Source organism: Aeromonas molluscorum (genome assembly GCF_051376105.1).
GTDB lineage: Bacteria > Pseudomonadota > Gammaproteobacteria > Enterobacterales > Aeromonadaceae > Aeromonas > Aeromonas molluscorum.
On sequence record NZ_JBPQCY010000002.1, the window covers coordinates 1,098,722 to 1,116,717 of the forward strand.

The window sequence follows — 17,996 nt, forward strand, 5'->3', positions numbered from 1 at the left end:
TTTCGGGGTGGGTCACTTTATTTTTCTTGCGAATTAATACAATGACCAGCTCTGGAACAGAGTCGTTTTCTCAGCTGCAAGGGAGTGTGGGCATGTATTACGGTTTCGATATAGGTGGTACCAAGGTGGCGTTTGCCGTCTATGACGGTGCCTTGACCCTGTGTCACGAGGAGCGTCTGGCGACCCCGGGGGACGACTACGAGTCGCTGCAACAGATCATCCTTGGCCGAGTGCTGGCGGCGGATAAACGTTATGGCGTGCGTGGCACCGTCGGTATCGGCTTTCCGGGCATCCTCAACCGTGCCGACAAGAGCATAGTGGCCGCCAATCTGCCCTGTATCAACGGCCGCCATCTGGGAGCGGATCTGGGTGCCAGGCTCGATCGCGAGGTGCGGGTCGATAACGATGCCAACTGCTTCCTCTGGTCCGAAGTGCATCAAGGGGCAGCCGAAGGAGCCGACGCGGCCTTGGCGGTCACCATTGGTACCGGCATCGGCGGCGCCGTCTATGTCAATGGCCGTCTGGTTCAGGGCCGCAACTGGCTGGCGGGGGAGATAGGTCACTATCCGCTGCCCGGCACCATATTGATGAAGTACCCCGACCTGCCTCGCCCACGTTGTGGCTGTGGTCGACTCGCTTGTTTCGAAACTTATGCCTCCGGTACGGGGTTGGAGCGTCTCTACCTGCATCTGAGTGGCGAGCGCGCCTCCGGCCAGCAGATAGTATCGCGTTTCGAGGCCAGAGAGCCTCATGCGGTCGCAACCCTGGATTGCTGGCTCGAAATCATGGCGGCGGGGCTGGCCACTGCACTCTCCGTGCTGGATCCGGACGTGGTGGTACTCGGTGGTGGCCTCTGTGGCCTGGCCGCTCTTTATGAACAATTGCCGCTGCGCCTGCCGGGGCACCTGCTGCCCGGGGTGGCTCTGCCCGAGATCCGCCAGGCCCGTTTCGGCGGTGCAGGCGGGGTACGTGGTGCGGCGCTGCTCCATCTGTGAGACCCGATGACGGGTCTCACCTCATCCATCACGAGGAGTTATGATGACCCGTCTCGAAGTCTGCATCGATAACCTTGAATCCCTGTTTACCGCTCAGGATGCGGGGGCAGACCGTATTGAGCTCTGCTCGGCCCTCGGGCTTGGAGGGCTCACTCCCTCCTATGGCTTCATGCAGCAGGCTGCACGCCATGGCCGTGTTCCCATCTATGCCATGATCAGGCCCCGTGCCGGGGATTTCTGTTTTAGCGAACTCGAATTTGAGTTGATGCTGCAAGACATAGCCGCAGCCCGCGCCGCGGGTCTGCAAGGGGTGGTGGTTGGCCTGCTCGATGAACAGGGGCGTGTGCCCGCGACTGAGCTCCAACAGCTGATGGTGGCTGCTGGCCCCCTGGGCGTCACCTTCCACCGCGCCATCGATCTCAGCGCTAACTGGCGCGCCGATCTGGAGACCATAGTCGCATCTGGCTGTGAGCGGATTTTGAGCTCTGGCCATGCATCGACCGCCCTGGCGGGTCTGGAAACCCTGCAAGCCATGGCGCAGGCCCTGGCGGGGCGCGCCAGCCTGATGCCGGGGGCCGGGGTCAATGCCGACAACGTGCGAACCATCCTGGAATTTACCGGGGTGAGTGAGGTGCATATGTCCGGCATGGGCTGGCGCGGTGGCATGGTGCCCCATGGCGTCAACATGGGGACCTCGGACGATGGCCGGATCAACATCACCGATGGCGCCAAGGTTGCCGCAGTGCGGGCTCTGCTGGACCAATAAGCAGGTTGCGGTGCAGAGAAAAACGGCCGGCCTTGCTGGCCGTTTTTGTTGTCACCAGTCGAATCTGCCATCTGGATCTGTTCGCCGGAAGGGGGTTGCCTCAAGTCCGACGCAGCCTGGCCCTTTCTGCAACCGAATGGAGCGCCAGGTCACAAGGGCGTGCCGGCATGGGCCTTGGCGGCAGCACCTCGGTAAAAATTCTGTTATCATATCCGCTCTTTTGACACATGGACCCGGAGCAGAATCTCAATGTCCCAATACGACTCTATCGAACAGAAGGCCAGTTATGGCATCGGCCGCAACATGGGTGATCAGCTGGCTCAGCAAGCCTTCGCCGGCCTGGATATTCCTGCCCTGCAGCAAGGTCTGGCAGATGCCCTCAACGGTCTGGAGTTCGCTGTCAGCCGTGATGATATCAATGACGCCTTCCAGGTGATCACCAACCGTATGCAAGCCGAGCAGGAAGTCGCCGCCAAGGCCGCCGCCGCCGATGGCGAAGTGTTCCTGGCCGAGAATGCCAAGCGCGATGGCGTTCAGGTGACCGATTCCGGTCTGCAGTACGAAGTCATGGTTGAGGGCAATGGCGCAGTGCCGGTTGCCGGTCAATCCGTGCGTGTGCACTACCATGGTACCTTCACCCATGGTGGCGTATTCGACAGCTCCGTTGCCCGCGGTGAGCCGGCAGAGTTCCCGGTCACTGGCGTGATCGCCGGTTGGGTTGAAGCCCTGCAGATGATGCCGGTTGGCTCCAAGTGGAAGCTGTTCATCCCGCATGATCTGGCTTACGGCGCCCGTGGTGCCGGTTCCATCGCACCTTATTCCGCGCTGGTATTCGAAGTGGAGCTGCTGGACATTCTGTGATCCAGTCTGCTCGATGCAAGCGGCGGCCTTCGGGCCGCCGTTTGTTTTTGGCCCGATGGCGACGAAGGTGGGAGGGATCTCCGGATTTCGTTATAGTCGGATGAGTCAAGGGGGGAGGGAACCCATGTCGGCCATCATCGAAGTAGTCGATCTCGTCAAACATTTCGCCGGCGTCAAGGCGGTCGATGGCCTGAGCTTTGCCATCCCGGATGGCAGCTGTTTCGGCCTGCTTGGCCCCAATGGGGCCGGCAAGACCACCACCATAGAGCTGCTTGAAGGGGTACTAACCCCGGATAGTGGCCGGATCCTGTTTCATGGCGCGCCCCCCGGCCCTGATTATCGTTCGCGCATCGGTATTCAGTTTCAGCACACGGCGTTGCAGGATTTCTTGACCGTGCGCGATACCTTGCGCCTCTTCTCCCGCCTTTACCCCAAACCGCTCCCTCTCGAGTTGTTAATCAACCTCTGTGCCCTGGAAGACTTCGTCGACAGGGACAGTCGCCGTCTCTCCGGGGGCCAACGCCAGCGACTGCTGCTGGCCCTGGCCCTGCTTGGCGACCCCGAGTTGCTGTTTCTCGATGAACCCACGACCGGCCTGGATCCCCAGGCTCGTCACCACTTCTGGGACAGGGTCAAGGCAGTCAAGGCCCAGGGCAAGAGCATAGTGCTGACCACCCACTATATGGATGAGGCGCAGCAGCTGTGCGATCGCATTGCCATCGTCGACAGAGGTCGCCTGCTGAGCCTGGACACCCCACAGGCGCTGCTCGATCAGCATTTCGATGGGGTGCTGGTACGCCTGCCTGCGCACCCGGCCCTGATGCAACTGGCACTCCCGCTTAGCCGGCAGGGGGAGTTGATGGAGCTGACTTGCCCCGATATTGCAACCCTGATGCCGCGCCTGATCGAGTTGCAGATCCCCCTGACTGGCATGCAGATCCGCTCCCCCAATCTGGAGGATCTCTTTCTCAAGCTGACCGGCCATAGCCTGAGGAGCGGGGCATGAACCGCGCTTTGTTGGCCTATGCCTCTTTGGGCGAAACCATGGCAAGGAGCCTGGAATGAGAGACAGCCTGAGGCGCATTGCCGCCCTTTTCTATGCCCGAAATCTGGAGTTTGTGCGCGATCGCGCCGCCCTGGTCTGGAACATGGCGGTGCCCCTGCTGCTGGTGCTGGGTTTCTCCCTTATCTTCACCGGCAACCAGAAACCCTTGCTCCAGCTCGGCGTCGTAGGGACGCTGCCCGCTGCCTACCAGGCCCTCGAGACCATACCGCAGCTCAAGCTGATCAAGTATGAGGACCTGGCCTCTGCCCAGCTCAAGGTCCGTCACCATCAACTGGATTTGCTGCTCAATCCTGCCGGGGGCAATTACTGGGTCAATCCGGATTCGCCGAGTGGGGGGCTGGCCGAGTACCTGCTCAAGCAGATCAGCATGGCCCCATTGGTGCGCGATATCTTGCCGGGTAAGGCCATTCGCTATGGGGACTGGTTGCTGCCGGGGGTGATTGGCATGAATCTGATGTTCTCCGGCCTGTTCGGGGTCGGCTATGTCATTGTGCGTTATCGCAAGAACGGTGTGCTCAAGCGGTTGAGGGCGACCCCGCTCACCGCGACCGAGTTTCTCTGTGCCCAACTGTTATCGAGGGTCGCCATCACGCTGGTAGTGAGCCTGCTGGTATTTCTGGTCGCCTACTGGCTGCTCGGCACCCCCCTGCTTGGCTCTGGCTGGTTACTGCTGCTCATCACTCTGCTGGGCGGGGCGGCGATGGCTTCCCTTGGTCTGCTGGTGGCTGCCCGCATCCAGAATGAGGAGCTGGCCAGCGGCTTGCTCAATCTCATCAGTCTGCCCATGATGTTCTTATCCGGTGTCTGGTTTTCACTGGAAGGATCTCCCCCATGGCTGCAAGCGGTGGCGGCCAGATTGCCGCTGACCCAGATCATTGAGGCGGCACGGGCCGTGATGCTGGAGGGGGCCGGCTGGCAAGAGGTCACAGGCATGCTGACCCAGATAGGCCTGTTCACCCTGTGTTGCGTCACCCTGGGTGCCGCCCTGTTCAGATGGAACGCCAAATGAAGAGTCTGCTTTCGCTTCTTCTGCTGTGTGCGCTGGCACTGCCTGTCAGCGCCGGCACACTGCGCTGCAAGCGCGATCTGCTGACGGAGGGAGACAGCACGGCCATCCTGCTGGTGCGGTGCGGCCAACCAATGCTCAGGGAAGATCTGACCCGTTATGAGGAGAATGGCTTTGGTGCCCGCATGACGGTCAAGTACGCGGAGCGTTGGACCTATAACTTCGGTAGCAGCCAGTTCATGCAGTTTGTCACCGTCGAGAATGGTGTCATCACGGAAATAGAAGACGGCCCGCGCGGTCAGTGACCTGCGGGCCGAAAAAAGAATATGGAAGCAAAGGACCAATAAGACTCGCGGAAGTTATCCCAACAATAAGTTGTCCTGACGCAGGCCACGAAGCACCCGGTTAACCCTGGTTGCCAGACTCAACGTCTTGTTGCAGCGCAGGTTCTCCAGAGTGATCTCACCCCTGGTAAATTCAAACAGCCCCATCTCCTCGACCATGAAACTGCCCCGGTGAAAACTCTTCACATGGCGTGCTATCTGGCGGGGGGACAAGCTCTTGAACACCTTCATCAGATATACCTTCTCGTTTGGACAGGGCCCACTATGACGGTGCGTCATGACAAAAATATGAACCATATGAGTCAGTTGTAATAAAAAGTGTCGCCCCCTTTTGGGGCGCTGGCAAATAAGCACAAAAAAGATCCGCATGGCCATTACCGGTATCATTAGTATGCTATTTGGGCGATATGGGTCTATTTTTTATTCACAACATGTATATCGGGCCATCTGGATATTTTGTGCTGTTGCACCAGTCCAGTGCTTGTTTGCACCGATTGACAGGCTTTTTTCGGGCTGGATAAGCTGCAAAAAGTGCGGAAAGGAAACGTGTCATCGGCAGGCTGCGGTGATGAAAATGTGAGTTGAACCACAGGGAAGAGTGATATGAAACAGATACATAAAATTGGCGTGCTGGTTGCGTTGTCGCTGACGGCGGCCAATGTCTGGGCTGAAGGCACCTTGGATGCGGTCAAGAAGAAAGGGTTCGTACAGTGCGGGGTCGGGGATGGTCTGCCCGGTTTCTCCAACCCGGACGCCAAGGGCACCTGGACCGGCCTGGACGTGGATGTGTGCCGCGCCGTCGCCGCCGCCGTGCTGGGGGATGCAACCAAGGTCAAATATGTTTCCCTTACCGCCAAGGAGCGCTTCACCGCGCTGCAATCCGGGGAGGTTGACATACTTTCGCGCAACACCACCTGGACCATGACCCGTGATGCTTCGCTTGGTCTCACCTTTGCCGGGGTCAACTACTACGACGGTCAAGGCTTCATGGTTTCCAAAACCCTAGGGGTAAAAAGTGCCAAGGAGCTGGATGGTGCTGCCGTTTGCATCCAGTCTGGAACCACCACCGAGCTCAACCTGGCCGATTATTTCCGTGCCAACGGTGGCATGAAATATACCCCAGTGGTGTTCGATACCTCGGATCAGACTGTCAAGGGCTTTGAGGCCGGGCGCTGCGATGTGCTGACCTCGGATCAATCCCAGCTCTACTCCCTCAAGATCAAGCTCTCCAAGCCGGAGAACGCCATAGTGCTGCCTGAAGTTATCTCCAAGGAGCCGCTGGGACCTGTGGTACGCCAAGGGGATGAGCCCTGGCTCAAGGTGGTGCGCTGGAGCATGTTTGCGCTGCTCAACGCCGAAGAGGCCGGAGTGACCAGTGCCAACGTGGATGAGATGCTTAAATCCACCAACCCGGATATACGCCGTCTGCTCGGGCTTGAGGATCCCAAGGGCAGCATACTCGGCCTGGATGACAAGTGGGCTTATCACGTCATCAAGCAGGTCGGTAATTACGGTGAGATGTTCGAGCGCAACGTCGGTGCCGGCTCACCACTCAAGATAGACCGTGGCATCAATGCCTTGTGGAACAAGGGTGGTCTCATGTACGCACCACCCATTCGCTAGGTATTCTGGCAGGGGGCTTAGAGCCCCCCGCTTTCCTCTTGCCTTGGCTTTGTCGGAGTAACCCCTATGGCGTCACAATCGCACGACCAGAGGAAGGAACAGGGCCGCTGGTGGTATGACGCGAAGGTGAGGGCGCTGATCTTCCAGTGTCTGGCCGTCGCGGCAGTCCTCGGTTTCCTGTTCTACATCATCAATAACGCCCTGACCAACCTGGAAGCCCGTGGTATCACCACAGGATTTGGCTTTCTCGGCAACACGGCCGGCTTTGGCATATTGCAGAGCCTGATCCCCTACGACGAGACTGACACCTTTGGTCGCACCTTCGTGGTAGGGCTGCTCAATACGCTGCTCATCTCCGTGCTGGGCATCATATTGGCGACCCTGCTCGGCTTCGTCATCGGGGTGGCGCGACTGTCGAAGAACTGGTTGGTGTCGCGCATCGCAACCGTCTATATCGAGACCTTCCGCAACGTCCCTCTGTTGCTGCAGATCTTCTTCTGGTACTTCTCGGTACTGCGGACCCTGCCATCGCCGCGTGAGAGCGTGAATCTGGGCGATCTGGCCTTTCTCAACGTGCGTGGCTTCTACATACCCAAGCCCCTGTTCGAGGAGGGATTTGGCTATGTGCTCTGGGCCTTGCTGCTGGCCCTTATCCTGAGTTGGGGCATACGGCGCTGGGCACACCGTCGCCAGGAGTTGACGGGGCAAATCTTCCCGGTCTGGCTCAGCTCCCTCGCGCTTATCCTGTTGCTGCCGCTTGCTACCTTCTGGCTGGTGGGCAGCCCGCTTGCCTGGAGTCTGCCCTCCTTGCAGGGCTTCAATTTTCGCGGCGGCCTGACAGTGTTGCCAGAGCTGGCGGCCCTGCTGCTGGCGTTGACCATCTATACGGCGGCCTTCATCGCCGAGATAGTGCGCTCCGGCATACTGGCCGTCAGTCATGGCCAGACGGAGGCGGCCTCGGCCCTGGGGCTTTCTACGACCCGAACCCTGCGCTTGGTGATCATTCCCCAGGCGATGCGCGTCATCATTCCGCCGCTCACCAGCCAGTATCTCAACTTGACCAAGAACTCGTCCCTGGCGACCGCCATCGGTTACCCGGATCTTGTCTCGGTATTCATGGGTACCACCCTCAACCAGACTGGGCAGGCCATTGAAGTGATCGCCATGACCATGGGGGTCTATCTCGTCATCAGTATCAGCACCTCAGTGCTGATGAACATCTACAACCGCAAGATGGCGCTGGTGGAACGATGATGAGGCCAGATGACAGGCAAGAGACTGGCACTTATCACCTTCATACTAGCGGTGTTTGGCATATGACAAGGGGGCGCTATGTTCGTCACTGAGATGCAAGAGGCTTTGCCGCCGCCTGACAACCGGCGCGGCCTGCTCGCCTGGCTGCGCGCCAATCTGTTTCCCAATTGGTGGAATGGCTTGGTGACCCTGCTACTGGCCTATCTGCTGCTGCCCGCACTCTGGCACCTGATCGACTGGGCCTTCATTTCCGCGACCTGGAGTGGCAACGGTCGGGCTGATTGTGACCCAGAGGGGGCCTGCTGGCTCTTTATCGAAAGTCGTTTTGGCCAGTATATCTACGGTTTTTATCCGATCGACCAACGCTGGCGGGTTAACATAGTGTTTGTTGGACTGGCCGGCTTGTTGGCGCTGCTGATCTGGCCCAAGACGCCGCGCAAGGGGTGGTTGGCACTCTTTACCCTGCTGGTGTTTCCCTGCCTTGCCTATGTGCTGTTGCACGGTGGTTTTGGGTTGAAAAACGTTGACACCAACCGTTGGGGGGGCTTGATGCTGACCCTGGTGCTGGCGGTAGTGGGCATCGCAGTGGCCCTGCCGTTTGGTATCTTGCTGGCCCTTGGCCGCCGCTCCCACATGCCGATCATCAGCAGCCTCTCCACCGTATATATCGAGTTCTGGCGTGCTGTGCCGCTCATTACCGTGCTGTTCATGGCATCCGTCATGCTGCCCTTGTTCGTGGCGGGGGAGGTGGAGTTCGACAAACTGCTGCGGGCACTGATCGGTATCATCATGTTCCAGTCGGCCTACGTGGCCGAGGTGGTGCGCGGTGGCTTGCAGGCGATCCCCAAGGGGCAGTATGAGGCGGGGGATGCCCTGGGCCTCTCGTACTGGAAGGTGATGGGGCTCATCATCATGCCTCAGGCACTCAAGATCACCATACCCTCTCTAGTGAATACCTTCATCTCGCTGTTCAAGGACACCAGCCTGGTGTTGATCATCGGGCTGTTCGATCTGCTGGCCATCTCCAAGGTGGCCTTGGCCGATCCCAACTGGCTTGGATATTCCACCGAGGCTTATGTGTTCATCGCCTTGATCTTCTGGATGTTCTGTTTTGGCATGTCCCGTTATTCCATCTACCTGGAGCGCAAGCTGCACACGGGCCACAAGCGTTAGGAGCTGTTGATTATGGAAAACAACTATGTGGTCGAACTCAAGGACGTCAACAAGTGGTATGGCGAGTTCCATGTGTTGCGCAACATCAATCTGAGTGTCAGCAAGGGAGAGAAGATCGTCATCTGCGGGCCATCGGGCTCCGGCAAATCCACCATGATCCGCTGCATCAACCGGCTGGAGGAGCACCAGCGTGGTGACATCCTGGTCAAGGGGCTGGCGCTCACCTCGGATCTCAAGAACATCGAGACGGTGCGCCGCGAGGTGGGCATGGTATTTCAGCACTTCAACCTGTTTCCCCATCTGACCGTACTGGAAAACTGTTGCCTGGCGCCCATCTGGGTCAAGCAACTGCCACGACGGGAAGCCGAGGAGATCGCCATGAGTTTCCTCGAGCGGGTGCAGATCCCCGAGCAGGCGCTCAAGTACCCGGGACAGCTCTCCGGCGGTCAGCAGCAGCGTGTCGCCATCGCCCGCAGCCTGTGCATGAACCCCCAGGTGATGCTGTTTGATGAACCTACCTCCGCGCTCGATCCCGAGATGGTGCGCGAGGTGCTGGACGTCATGGTGGAGCTGGCCAACGAAGGAATGACCATGCTCTGCGTCACCCATGAGATGGGCTTTGCCAAGCAGGTGGCGGACAGAGTCATCTTCATGGATCGGGGCCAGATAATGGAGGAGAACGAACCAGGGCAGTTCTTTGACAACCCCCAGTCCGAGCGCACCAAGCTGTTTCTCTCTCAAATACTGCACAACTGAGGGGCAGAGGTGCGGTCATCGAGAGGACACCTGCGGGTGTCCTCTCTTTTTAAACGGTCAACGCGGGCACGCTACGCGAGAAAATAGACCAGTGGCTGATCCGACACGTTTTTTCTCCATGTATACTGCGGCGTTAGCAATAAAATGGCTCAGGAGAGCAGCATGGAGTGGGTCGAAGTGGTCGATGACCATGACAATGTCATTGAGGTGGCCGAGCGGGCGAGGGTGCGCCGCGAAAACTTGCGCCATCGTGCCAGCTACATACTGGTGCTTGGGAATGAGGGACAGGTGCTGGTGCAGCGCCGTACCCTCGGCAAGGATTTTTGCCCAGGGATGCTGGATGCCTGCGCTGGCGGCGTCATGACGGTGGGCGAGGTGCCGCTTGCCAGTGCCCTGCGCGAGCTGGGGGAGGAGCTTGGCATTCTGGATATACCGCTGAACGAACACGGCAGCTTCCTGGCCGAGGGCAGCAACTATAAGGTGTGGGGCTATCTCTACAGCTGCCACTATCAGGGGCCCTTGCAGTTGCAGGCCGAAGAGGTAAGCGCAGTCCACTGGATGAGTCTGACGGAGATCGCCAACCGGGCCGCCGAATTTACCCCGGACTCCCTGATAGCTCTCGCGCATTGGCAGGCCAGAGGCGGTGCCTGACACACTCCTGCACGGTGCGTCCATCTGAGGTAGACTGCTCGTCATCATATACCGTCAGGAAGACTCATCATGATCTCAGTTGGCCAATCCCTGCCCGCGGGCGAATTCACCATCTTCACCACCGAAGGCAAACAGACACTGGATACCCAGGCGCTGTTTGCGGGCAAGAAAGTGGTGCTGTTCGCCGTGCCCGGCGCCTTCACTCCGACCTGTTCCAATGCCCATCTGCCCGGTTATGTGGTCAAGGCGGATGAGTTCAGCGCCAAGGGCGTCGATGCCATCTACTGCCTATCGGTCAATGATGCCTTCGTGATGAAGGCGTGGGGCGAGGCACAGAATGCGCAGGCCATCACCATGCTGGCCGATGGCGATGCCAGCTGGACCCGGGCGCTGGGGCTGGAGAAAGAGACAGGATCCTTTGGCGGTGTACGTGCCCAGCGTTTTGCCCTGATAGCCGAGGATGGCTTGGTCACTGCACTGAATGTCGAGGCGCCCGGCAAGTTCGAAGTCTCGGATGCCGACTCCCTGCTCGCGCTGCTGGGATAGTTAATCAAGGCTGAGTTAACCCTTGAAAACCGATATTCCTCGGTTACACTGGCGCCGACGCGACCCTTGGGTCGCCGTTCCTGTTGATGCCGTGACTGTCATGGCGCCCTGAAGCTCAACCCCGATTGGAAAGAAGACGTATGACCCTGGCTTTTGTTGCCCTGATTGCCGGACTGGCCCTGCTGGTCTGGAGTGCGGATAAATTTGTCGATGGTGCCGCGGCCACCGCCCGTTATGCGGGCATGCCGCCCCTGCTCATCGGTATGGTGATCATTGGCTTTGGTACCTCGGCCCCCGAGATGGTGGTCTCGGCCCTGGCGTCCATGCAGGGCAACCCCGCTCTGGCGTTGGGCAATGCCTATGGTTCCAACATTACCAATATCGCCTTGATCCTGGGGCTGACCGCCATCATCAGCCCTATCGCCGTCTCCTCCCAGGTGGTGCGCAAAGAGATCCCCATACTGCTCGGCATCACCTTGCTGACCGGTGCCTTGCTGCTTGACGGTCATCTGGGTCGTGGCGATGCCCTCATCCTGGGCCTGGTGTTCGTGGGGCTGATGGGCTGGTCCATCTGGGCTGGGATCACCGGCAAGGGTGATGCCCTGGACGCCGATGTCAATGTGGAGATAGACAGCGAGGCCATGCCCCTCAAGAAAGCCATCTTCTGGCTGATCGTGGGTCTGGTGCTGTTGGTTGGCGCTTCCCGCCTGCTGGTGTGGGGCGCGGTGACCATAGCTCAGGCATTTGGCATCAGCGATCTCGTCATCGGTCTGACCATAGTGGCCATTGGTACCTCCTTGCCCGAGCTGGCTTCCTCCTTGATGGCCATCAAGAAGAAGGAGCATGATCTGGCGCTCGGCAACGTGCTCGGCTCAAACCTGTTCAACACCCTGGCCGTGGTCGGCATCGCCGCCGGCATAGCGCCTCTGGATGTGGATCCGGCCGTATTGACCCGTGACTGGAGCCTGATGATGGGGCTGACCCTGCTGCTGCTGGTGATGTGTCTGGGCCGCAAAGGCAAGGGCCGCATCAACCGGGTGGAAGGGGGGATCTTGCTCTGTATCTTCTTTGCTTATACAGGTTGGCTGCTGACCAGCCAGTTCTGATGATGCTGGCATGACAATGCAAACAAGAGGGGGAGCCGATGGCTCCCCCTCTCTATGTCGGCGTCATGGCCCAACCCTTCAGGCGACGGCGACCAGCTTCTGGCTCTGCTGGCTGCTATCGAGGATCAGGATACTGGCCTTGGGGAAGAAGTTGAAGGTCGATGCCGATGCCCAGGTATAGGCCCCCATCACTTTCCCTATCACCAGCTCACCAATCTCCAGGTCCGGCAGCATGATGCCGTCACGGATCACGTCGACACTGTCACAGGTCGGGCCGGAGAGCACGGCATTGTGCAGCTCGCCACCGGCATAAGGCGTGCTGACCGGATAAGTGACGTGGTCATAGAGTTGACCGTTGTAGCTGCCGTAGAGGCCATCATCCAGGTAGTACCAGATCTTGTCACCGCGGTGGGCCTTGCCCATCACGCTCGATACCGAGGTCATGGCAGGGGCGCTGATGAAACGGCCCGGTTCGGCAATCTTCTGCACTGTTGCTGGCAGCTTGGCAAGCGCGGCACGGATCGGGGCGCAGAAGCCATCGATATCGAACTCGCCTCCCTCATAATCGACTGGGAAACCGCCGCCGATATCGAGCACCCAAGGCTTGAGCCCCAGATCCCAGGCTTGTTCCATGATCTCGCGGCAGGCATCGATGGCCTGGACATGGCGCTCGCTGTTGGGCACCTGGGAGCCGACATGGAAGGAGAGTCCCATCACCTTGAGGCCTTTGGCCTGAGCCAGTTGCAGCAGGGGCAGCGCCTGCTCCGGGGTGCAGCCAAACTTTTTGGAGAGATCGACCTTAGTGTTGGGGTTGGGGAAGCTGACGCGCAGCAGCAGCTTCACTTCATCCTTGTAGGGCAGAAACTTGTCCAGTTCCAGAGGGTTGTCATAGACAAAGACGGTGCAGCCATATTCCAGCGCATAACGAATATCGCTGTCGCGCTTGATGGGATGGGTATGGATGCAGCGACCCGGGCGAACCCCTTGGCTGCGCACCAGATCCACTTCGCCATTGGTGGCCAGATCGAAGCAGGCTCCCTCTTCCTTGAGCACAGAGACCACGGCCTCATGGGGCAGGGGTTTGAGCGCGTAGTGCAGGCGCACCTCGGGCAGGGCGGCAGACAGAGCCCGATATTGGCGGCGTACGGCAGCCTTGTCGAGCAGCAACAGGGGAGAGCCAAATTGTTCAACCAGCTGGCGGTAATCTTGTGCCACAAGGGTCTCTTTCATTGTCTTTTGATCATCCTTAGGGGGCGGAGTTGCCCTAGCCTTGGTTTGTTGAGACGGCAACGGCCGGCTCAGGCGAGCGGTCCGGAAGGGACCTATCCAGCAAGCTGCATAACTTTCATGGTTACTGCTTGGATATGCGCGCAATTATCGGTTTATTGATTTGTCATGCAAGCTTTTTGATTGTCTATGTTGGCAAGATTTTCTGGTCGAGACGAAAGGGGAAATTGATATCCGCTGCGAAAAGGGTGTTCTGGATTCAAGGAGAGCTTTTGGGTCAGCTGTGGGCTAACTAATTGATAGTTAACAATCTGTTTACTTTTTACCGGAGTTGGGACGCCAGAGAGAAAAACAGGGATTTCTGCGAGACAGGTCACATTATTTTGGACTAATATGCCGCTGCCTAATCCAAAACTAGTTCGGATGAAGGTAGCAGGAGAGCGATGGGGGACCATCCACCGAAGAAGTAAATCTTTCAGGTACCGGGCAACCGGTGTGGACTGCTACTGGACGATACTCTGGAGAGACCCGTTTAATCGGGCGCCGAAGGAGCAAGGTCTTGTTTATCAATGATAAATAGACCGGAAACTCTCAGGCAAAAGGACAGAGGGGATGGGATGGTTGTACCTGGGCTTAGCCCGCATCCGATCGCCTCTGGCGATCGTGACTATTTGGGAAGATCATCCTTCTCCTCCTTAATTTATGTTTTTTAAGGAGGATGCATGTCATCAATTCAATCGGCCCTGACGGCCATCGATAATCTTGTCTGGGGGCCACCCCTGCTGATCCTGCTGGTCGGGACCGGTGTTTATCTCACTCTTCGCCTCGGCCTGCTGCAGCTGGTACGGCTGCCCCTGGCCCTCAAGCTGGTGTTTGGTCGTGATCAGGGCCAAGGCAAACAGGGGGATGTCTCCAGTTTTGCCGCGCTCTGTACCGCGCTCTCGGCCACCATAGGCACAGGCAACATCGTCGGAGTCGCTACCGCCATCAAGCTAGGTGGCCCGGGCGCCCTGTTCTGGATGTGGATGGCGGCCCTGTTTGGCATGGCCACCAAATATGCCGAGTGCCTGCTGGCGGTCAAATATCGACAGCTGGACAGCAACGGCCAGATGGCGGGCGGCCCCATGTACTATCTGGAGAAGGGGCTCGGCAGCCGGTGGCTGGCCAAGTTGTTCGCCCTGTTTGGCATAGGCGTCGCCTTCTTTGGCATAGGCACCTTCCCGCAGGTCAATGCCATCTCCGACGCCATGACGATCTCCTTCTCGGTGCCCCGTGAGTGGACTGCCCTGGTGCTGACCCTGCTGGTCGCTCTGGTGACTCTGGGTGGGATCAAGTCCATCTCAAGCGTCGCCAGCAAGGTGGTGCCCTTCATGGCGCTCTTCTATATCGCCGCCTGTCTCGGGGTGCTGGTAAACAATGTCGGTGCCTTGTCGGAGGCGGTCGCCTTGGTGATCAGCAGCGCCTTCAGCGGCCATGCCGCGACCGGTGGCTTCGTCGGTGCAAGCATCATGCTGGCTATCCAGTCCGGAGTGGCGCGGGGGGTGTTTTCCAACGAATCGGGTCTAGGTTCAGCCCCCATCGCGGCGGCGGCAGCCAAGACCAACTCCTGCGTGGAGCAGGGGTTGGTCTCCATGACGGGCACTTTCTTCGATACCATCATCATCTGCACCATGACGGGCCTGACGCTGGTGGTCACCGGCGTCTGGAGCGGCGATCTCAGCGGCGCCGCCATGACCAGTGCCGCCTTCGCCCAGGGGCTGGATGCGCACATAGGCCAATATCTGGTGAGCATAGGACTGCTGTTTTTCGCCTTTACCACCATCCTGGGTTGGAACTACTACGGTGAGCGTTGCACTCAGTATCTGTTCGGGACTCGGGCTATCAAGCCCTATCGCCTCATCTATCTGGGGCTGGTGGCGGGGGGGGCATTCCTCCATCTCGACATGATCTGGCTGCTGGCCGACATCGTCAATGGCCTGATGGCGGTGCCCAACCTCATCGGTCTCATCGGCCTGCGCCATGTGGTGATCGCCGAGACCAAGGCTTACTTTGCTCGGGGCAGAGATGTTGAACCCGAGCCGGCGCCACAAACCGTCTGACCTGAACCTGCCTTGAAAAAGCAAAGCCACGACCCCTGTCGTGGCTTTTTATTGGCGCTGTGGTTGAGCTGTTTCCTCTCTGGGAGAGGGTCAGGGTATCAGGGCTGTGCTCAGCAGCTCCTTGAGCCGTGATCGAATGTTGTCGAGCAATTGCGCATCGCTGCCTTGCCAGCCAATGCAACGGGCCAGGGTAGTCGAGGTGCCGGGCGCAAAGCGTAGCTCCCCGCCTGCCAGTTCATAGAAGCGGCTTGCCATCCGGGTGCCTTCATCCACATCGCCCGCCACCAACAGCATGGCCTGAGCCAATACGGCGCCGCCGTGATCCTGGCCAGGTGCCAGCCAGCGCTGAGCGGTACCCGTTATCTTGCGACCCTCGATCACCAGATTGTATTGGCCATCGCAAAACGAACCAGGCACGAAGTCGTAGTTCCCCTCCAGGCCATGCTCTCCCAGCAGGGTCAGCAGCGGTGCGCCCAGCAGCCGGTAGTAGTGGGCCAGATCCGCAGCGGTGCGGGGCAGCAGCAAGGAGAGGTTGAGAATGCCAGGACCGTGGGGCACGGCGGTGCCGCCGCTGTCGCGCACATGGACGGGCCAGCCTTCGGCTGCGAGCTGCTGGCAGGCCGCGGCGTAATGGGGCAGCCGGGTATCCTTGCGGGTAACGATGAGACATTGGGGGGCCTGCCACAGGTGGGCCAGAGGCCGTGATGGGCGCACTCCTTCAGCCAGCGCTGATCCTGAGCCAGGGTGGCATCCGGGGGCAGTGATGAAGGCAAGGCGAGCAGGGTGTAGGGCATGACGGGTATCCGTTGACCAGGAGAGTGCACCCTAACGCCACTCGCAGGCAAGGTAAAGCCCCGACTAGCGGGGCTTGGGGGCTTATCTGTTGATTATCTGGTCCCGGCTGGGAGCCGCTTGGGCAGTAGCAGATTCAAGATGATGGCGGTCAGGCCGCCGGTGGCGACGCCGTAGGAGAAGACGCTCTTGGCCAGTTCCGGCAGGTGCTGCAACACCTCGGGTACCTGGGCGACCCCGAGTCCCATGGCGAGGGATACCGCCAGTATCATCAAGGCGCGTCGGTCGAGCTCCTCGCGGGAGATGATGCGCACCCCGGCCGCGGCGATTGTACCGAACATGACGATGGTGGCGCCGCCCAGCACGGGCTCGGGGATCTGCTGTACCAGACTGGCCACCGCCGGGAAGAGCCCAAGCAGGGCCAGCATGGCGGCGATGAAAAGACCGACGTGGCGACTGGCCATGCCGGTCAGCTGGATGACGCCATTGTTCTGGCTGAAGGTGGACATGGGGAAGGTGGAGAAGATGGCCGCTAGCATGGAGTTGCAACCGTCGGCCAGCACGCCGCCTTTGATGCGACTCATGTAAAGAGGGCCGCTGACCGGCTCGCCGGAGACATCCGAGGTGGCCGTCATGTCGCCAATGGCCTCCAGCGCCGTGACCACGAAGATGATGGCCAGCGGCACGAACAGTTGCCAATCAAAGCCGAGTCCATAACGCAGTGGCTGCGGGATCATCAGCAGCGGCCCCTCGAAGGTTGGCGCCTGCACCTTGCCCATCAGCAAGGCGACCCCATAGCCGACCAGCATGGCAATCATGATGGCGGAGAGGCGCAGCCAGGGGTTGTGGCTGCGTTGTAGCAGCACAATCAATCCCAGCACCAGCAGGGAGAGGAAGAGGTTGCCATGGCTGGCGAAGCTGCCATCGGCCAGGGCACCGTAGCCGCCGCCCATGCTGATGAGTCCCACCTTGATCAGGGTCAGGCCGATGAGCAGCACCACTATGCCGGTCACCAGCGGGGTGATGACCCTACTCACCAGATGCAGGAAGCGACTCAGCACCACCATGGTCAGTGCGGCGACCAGCATGGTGCCAAACAGGGTGCCGAGCAGGTCGTCCGTGGGCATGGCGGCCTGCTTGAGGGCCAGCCCCGAGGCGATGATGGGGCCGAGGAAGTTGAAGCTGGTGCCCTGCACCGACAACAGACCGGATCCGATGGGGCCAAAACGACGAGTCTGGATAAAGGAGGCGATGCCGGACATGACCAGTGACATGGAGACGATGTAGCGGGTGTCGTCGGCGGGCAGACCGAGGGCGTTGGCGATGATGAGGGGCGGGGTAATGATGGCAACAAACATGGCGAGCATGTGTTGCAGGGCGGCGAACAGGGTCTGGGGCAGGGGGGGAACCTCATTGATGCCGTAGACCAGATCCGGATGGGGGCGCCGCTGCGGCTCGTCGGGAGCGCTCTTGAGAGCAGCCTGTTCCATAGATACCTCGAAATTTTATGGGGGAGGGGGAGGGAATTTGGCGGCTATTGTAGTGATTGAAAAGGTGAGATCCAGCGGCAATTGGCCATAAACGGGTTTATTTGTCGTAAGGTTGAAACGTTTGCGTGCGAAGATTATGATCCGCCGGTTTGGATGCGGGATGTGAGCGGTAAAACCCATTGATGGCATGGGTTTTTGCCATGCGTAGGCGTAGAATGAGCCCTCTTTCACGACTTGGAGA

The 17,996-nt window shown here is 59.4% G+C and carries 17 protein-coding genes, 1 pseudogene and 2 riboswitches; of the genes and pseudogenes, 14 read left to right on the forward strand and 4 right to left on the reverse strand.

Annotation, left to right across the window (positions count from 1 at the left end):
* Nucleotides 1-92: 92 nt before the first annotated feature.
* The 6 genes from ACSMDR_RS15725 (at nucleotide 93) to ACSMDR_RS15750 (ending at nucleotide 4,999) form a co-directional block, all read left to right on the forward strand.
* A complete protein-coding gene (locus ACSMDR_RS15725) occupies nucleotides 93-995 on the forward strand; it encodes an ROK family protein (protein WP_436468845.1) in 903 nt (300 codons plus the stop codon).
* A 43-nt stretch (nucleotides 996-1,038) separates the two neighbouring features.
* Nucleotides 1,039-1,761, forward strand: coding sequence for a copper homeostasis protein CutC (locus tag ACSMDR_RS15730; protein WP_436468846.1), 723 nt, complete (start codon nucleotides 1,039-1,041; stop codon nucleotides 1,759-1,761).
* A gap of 249 nt (nucleotides 1,762-2,010) precedes the next feature.
* Nucleotides 2,011-2,622 carry a BamJ family beta-barrel-assembly machinery protein gene (gene bamJ / locus ACSMDR_RS15735; RefSeq protein WP_005897170.1) on the forward strand — a complete coding sequence of 204 codons (612 nt, stop codon included), beginning with the start codon at nucleotides 2,011-2,013 and terminating at the stop codon, nucleotides 2,620-2,622.
* Nucleotides 2,623-2,746: 124 nt separating this feature from the next.
* Complete coding sequence (locus tag ACSMDR_RS15740) at nucleotides 2,747-3,628, forward strand: ABC transporter ATP-binding protein (RefSeq protein ID WP_436468847.1); 882 nt, start codon at nucleotides 2,747-2,749, stop codon at nucleotides 3,626-3,628.
* A 55-nt stretch (nucleotides 3,629-3,683) separates the two neighbouring features.
* On the forward strand, nucleotides 3,684-4,697 hold the full coding sequence (locus ACSMDR_RS15745; protein ID WP_005897164.1) for an ABC transporter permease: 1,014 nt from the start codon (nucleotides 3,684-3,686) through the stop codon (nucleotides 4,695-4,697).
* Nucleotides 4,682-4,999, forward strand: coding sequence for a DUF2845 domain-containing protein (locus ACSMDR_RS15750; protein WP_040318981.1), 318 nt, complete (start codon nucleotides 4,682-4,684; stop codon nucleotides 4,997-4,999). The genes ACSMDR_RS15745 and ACSMDR_RS15750 overlap by 16 nt, the downstream gene beginning before the upstream one ends.
* A 54-nt stretch (nucleotides 5,000-5,053) precedes the next feature.
* Here the strand turns inward: ACSMDR_RS15750 and ACSMDR_RS15755 are convergent, their stop codons facing one another.
* Entirely contained in the window at nucleotides 5,054-5,269 is a 216-nt protein-coding gene (locus tag ACSMDR_RS15755; protein WP_040318987.1) for a DUF1107 family protein, read from the reverse strand.
* A gap of 372 nt (nucleotides 5,270-5,641) precedes the next feature.
* On the opposite strand from ACSMDR_RS15755, the gene ACSMDR_RS15760 reads away from it, so the two are divergent.
* The 7 genes from ACSMDR_RS15760 to ACSMDR_RS15790 all read left to right on the forward strand — a co-directional run bounded on the left by ACSMDR_RS15760 (nucleotide 5,642) and on the right by ACSMDR_RS15790 (nucleotide 12,147).
* On the forward strand, nucleotides 5,642-6,661 hold the full coding sequence (locus ACSMDR_RS15760; protein WP_436468848.1) for an amino acid ABC transporter substrate-binding protein: 1,020 nt from the start codon (nucleotides 5,642-5,644) through the stop codon (nucleotides 6,659-6,661).
* 66 nt (nucleotides 6,662-6,727) lie between these two features.
* Nucleotides 6,728-7,915 (forward strand): amino acid ABC transporter permease, encoded by a 1,188-nt coding sequence (locus tag ACSMDR_RS15765; protein WP_040318980.1) that lies wholly within the window; start codon nucleotides 6,728-6,730, stop codon nucleotides 7,913-7,915.
* A gap of 78 nt (nucleotides 7,916-7,993) precedes the next feature.
* Complete coding sequence (locus tag ACSMDR_RS15770; protein ID WP_005897152.1) at nucleotides 7,994-9,088, forward strand: amino acid ABC transporter permease; 1,095 nt, start codon at nucleotides 7,994-7,996, stop codon at nucleotides 9,086-9,088.
* Between the two features lie 12 nt (nucleotides 9,089-9,100).
* Entirely contained in the window at nucleotides 9,101-9,844 is a 744-nt protein-coding gene (locus ACSMDR_RS15775; protein ID WP_005897150.1) for an amino acid ABC transporter ATP-binding protein, read from the forward strand.
* A gap of 144 nt (nucleotides 9,845-9,988) precedes the next feature.
* On the forward strand, nucleotides 9,989-10,495 hold the full coding sequence (yfcD, locus tag ACSMDR_RS15780) for an NUDIX hydrolase YfcD (protein WP_269077625.1): 507 nt from the start codon (nucleotides 9,989-9,991) through the stop codon (nucleotides 10,493-10,495).
* Nucleotides 10,496-10,564: 69 nt separating this feature from the next.
* Complete coding sequence (locus ACSMDR_RS15785; protein WP_436468849.1) at nucleotides 10,565-11,041, forward strand: peroxiredoxin; 477 nt, start codon at nucleotides 10,565-10,567, stop codon at nucleotides 11,039-11,041.
* 140 nt (nucleotides 11,042-11,181) lie between these two features.
* A complete protein-coding gene (locus ACSMDR_RS15790) occupies nucleotides 11,182-12,147 on the forward strand; it encodes a calcium/sodium antiporter (protein ID WP_005897141.1) in 966 nt (321 codons plus the stop codon).
* Nucleotides 12,148-12,225: 78 nt separating this feature from the next.
* Here ACSMDR_RS15790 and ACSMDR_RS15795 read toward each other — a convergent pair whose 3' ends face one another.
* Nucleotides 12,226-13,377: a type III PLP-dependent enzyme gene (locus tag ACSMDR_RS15795; protein WP_005897139.1), complete on the reverse strand. Its 1,152-nt coding sequence runs from the start codon at nucleotides 13,375-13,377 to the stop codon at nucleotides 12,226-12,228.
* Nucleotides 13,378-13,797: 420 nt separating this feature from the next.
* A riboswitch (glycine riboswitch) is annotated at nucleotides 13,798-13,877 on the forward strand.
* 5 nt (nucleotides 13,878-13,882) lie between these two features.
* Nucleotides 13,883-13,991: riboswitch (glycine riboswitch) on the forward strand.
* A gap of 105 nt (nucleotides 13,992-14,096) precedes the next feature.
* On the opposite strand from ACSMDR_RS15795, the gene ACSMDR_RS15800 reads away from it, so the two are divergent.
* Nucleotides 14,097-15,473: an alanine/glycine:cation symporter family protein gene (locus tag ACSMDR_RS15800; RefSeq protein WP_436468850.1), complete on the forward strand. Its 1,377-nt coding sequence runs from the start codon at nucleotides 14,097-14,099 to the stop codon at nucleotides 15,471-15,473.
* A gap of 90 nt (nucleotides 15,474-15,563) precedes the next feature.
* On the opposite strand, the pseudogene ACSMDR_RS15805 reads toward ACSMDR_RS15800, so the two are convergent.
* Together ACSMDR_RS15805 and ACSMDR_RS15810 are read right to left on the reverse strand one after the other, a co-directional pair.
* A pseudogene (locus tag ACSMDR_RS15805) lies at nucleotides 15,564-16,267 on the reverse strand (lipoyl protein ligase domain-containing protein).
* Between the two features lie 93 nt (nucleotides 16,268-16,360).
* Nucleotides 16,361-17,755, reverse strand: coding sequence for a nucleobase:cation symporter-2 family protein (locus ACSMDR_RS15810; protein ID WP_436468851.1), 1,395 nt, complete (start codon nucleotides 17,753-17,755; stop codon nucleotides 16,361-16,363).
* Between the last annotated feature and the right edge of the window lie 241 nt (nucleotides 17,756-17,996).

Excerpts from the sequence above, each read along its gene's own strand:
- ACSMDR_RS15725 (WP_436468845.1), top strand. The coding sequence starts at position 93 with ATGTATTACGGTTTCGATATAGGTGGTACCAAGGTGGCGTTTGCCGTC.
- ACSMDR_RS15730 (WP_436468846.1), top strand. The coding sequence starts at position 1,039 with ATGACCCGTCTCGAAGTCTGCATCGATAACCTTGAATCCCTGTTTACC.
- bamJ (WP_005897170.1), top strand. The coding sequence starts at position 2,011 with ATGTCCCAATACGACTCTATCGAACAGAAGGCCAGTTATGGCATCGGC.
- ACSMDR_RS15740 (WP_436468847.1), top strand. The coding sequence starts at position 2,747 with ATGTCGGCCATCATCGAAGTAGTCGATCTCGTCAAACATTTCGCCGGC.
- ACSMDR_RS15745 (WP_005897164.1), top strand. The coding sequence starts at position 3,684 with ATGAGAGACAGCCTGAGGCGCATTGCCGCCCTTTTCTATGCCCGAAAT.
- ACSMDR_RS15750 (WP_040318981.1), top strand. The coding sequence starts at position 4,682 with ATGGAACGCCAAATGAAGAGTCTGCTTTCGCTTCTTCTGCTGTGTGCG.
- ACSMDR_RS15755 (WP_040318987.1), bottom strand. The coding sequence starts at position 5,269 with ATGAAGGTGTTCAAGAGCTTGTCCCCCCGCCAGATAGCACGCCATGTG.
- ACSMDR_RS15760 (WP_436468848.1), top strand. The coding sequence starts at position 5,642 with ATGAAACAGATACATAAAATTGGCGTGCTGGTTGCGTTGTCGCTGACG.
- ACSMDR_RS15765 (WP_040318980.1), top strand. The coding sequence starts at position 6,728 with ATGGCGTCACAATCGCACGACCAGAGGAAGGAACAGGGCCGCTGGTGG.
- ACSMDR_RS15770 (WP_005897152.1), top strand. The coding sequence starts at position 7,994 with ATGTTCGTCACTGAGATGCAAGAGGCTTTGCCGCCGCCTGACAACCGG.
- ACSMDR_RS15775 (WP_005897150.1), top strand. The coding sequence starts at position 9,101 with ATGGAAAACAACTATGTGGTCGAACTCAAGGACGTCAACAAGTGGTAT.
- yfcD (WP_269077625.1), top strand. The coding sequence starts at position 9,989 with ATGGCTCAGGAGAGCAGCATGGAGTGGGTCGAAGTGGTCGATGACCAT.
- ACSMDR_RS15785 (WP_436468849.1), top strand. The coding sequence starts at position 10,565 with ATGATCTCAGTTGGCCAATCCCTGCCCGCGGGCGAATTCACCATCTTC.
- ACSMDR_RS15790 (WP_005897141.1), top strand. The coding sequence starts at position 11,182 with ATGACCCTGGCTTTTGTTGCCCTGATTGCCGGACTGGCCCTGCTGGTC.
- ACSMDR_RS15795 (WP_005897139.1), bottom strand. The coding sequence starts at position 13,377 with ATGAAAGAGACCCTTGTGGCACAAGATTACCGCCAGCTGGTTGAACAA.
- ACSMDR_RS15800 (WP_436468850.1), top strand. The coding sequence starts at position 14,097 with ATGTCATCAATTCAATCGGCCCTGACGGCCATCGATAATCTTGTCTGG.
- ACSMDR_RS15810 (WP_436468851.1), bottom strand. The coding sequence starts at position 17,755 with ATGGAACAGGCTGCTCTCAAGAGCGCTCCCGACGAGCCGCAGCGGCGC.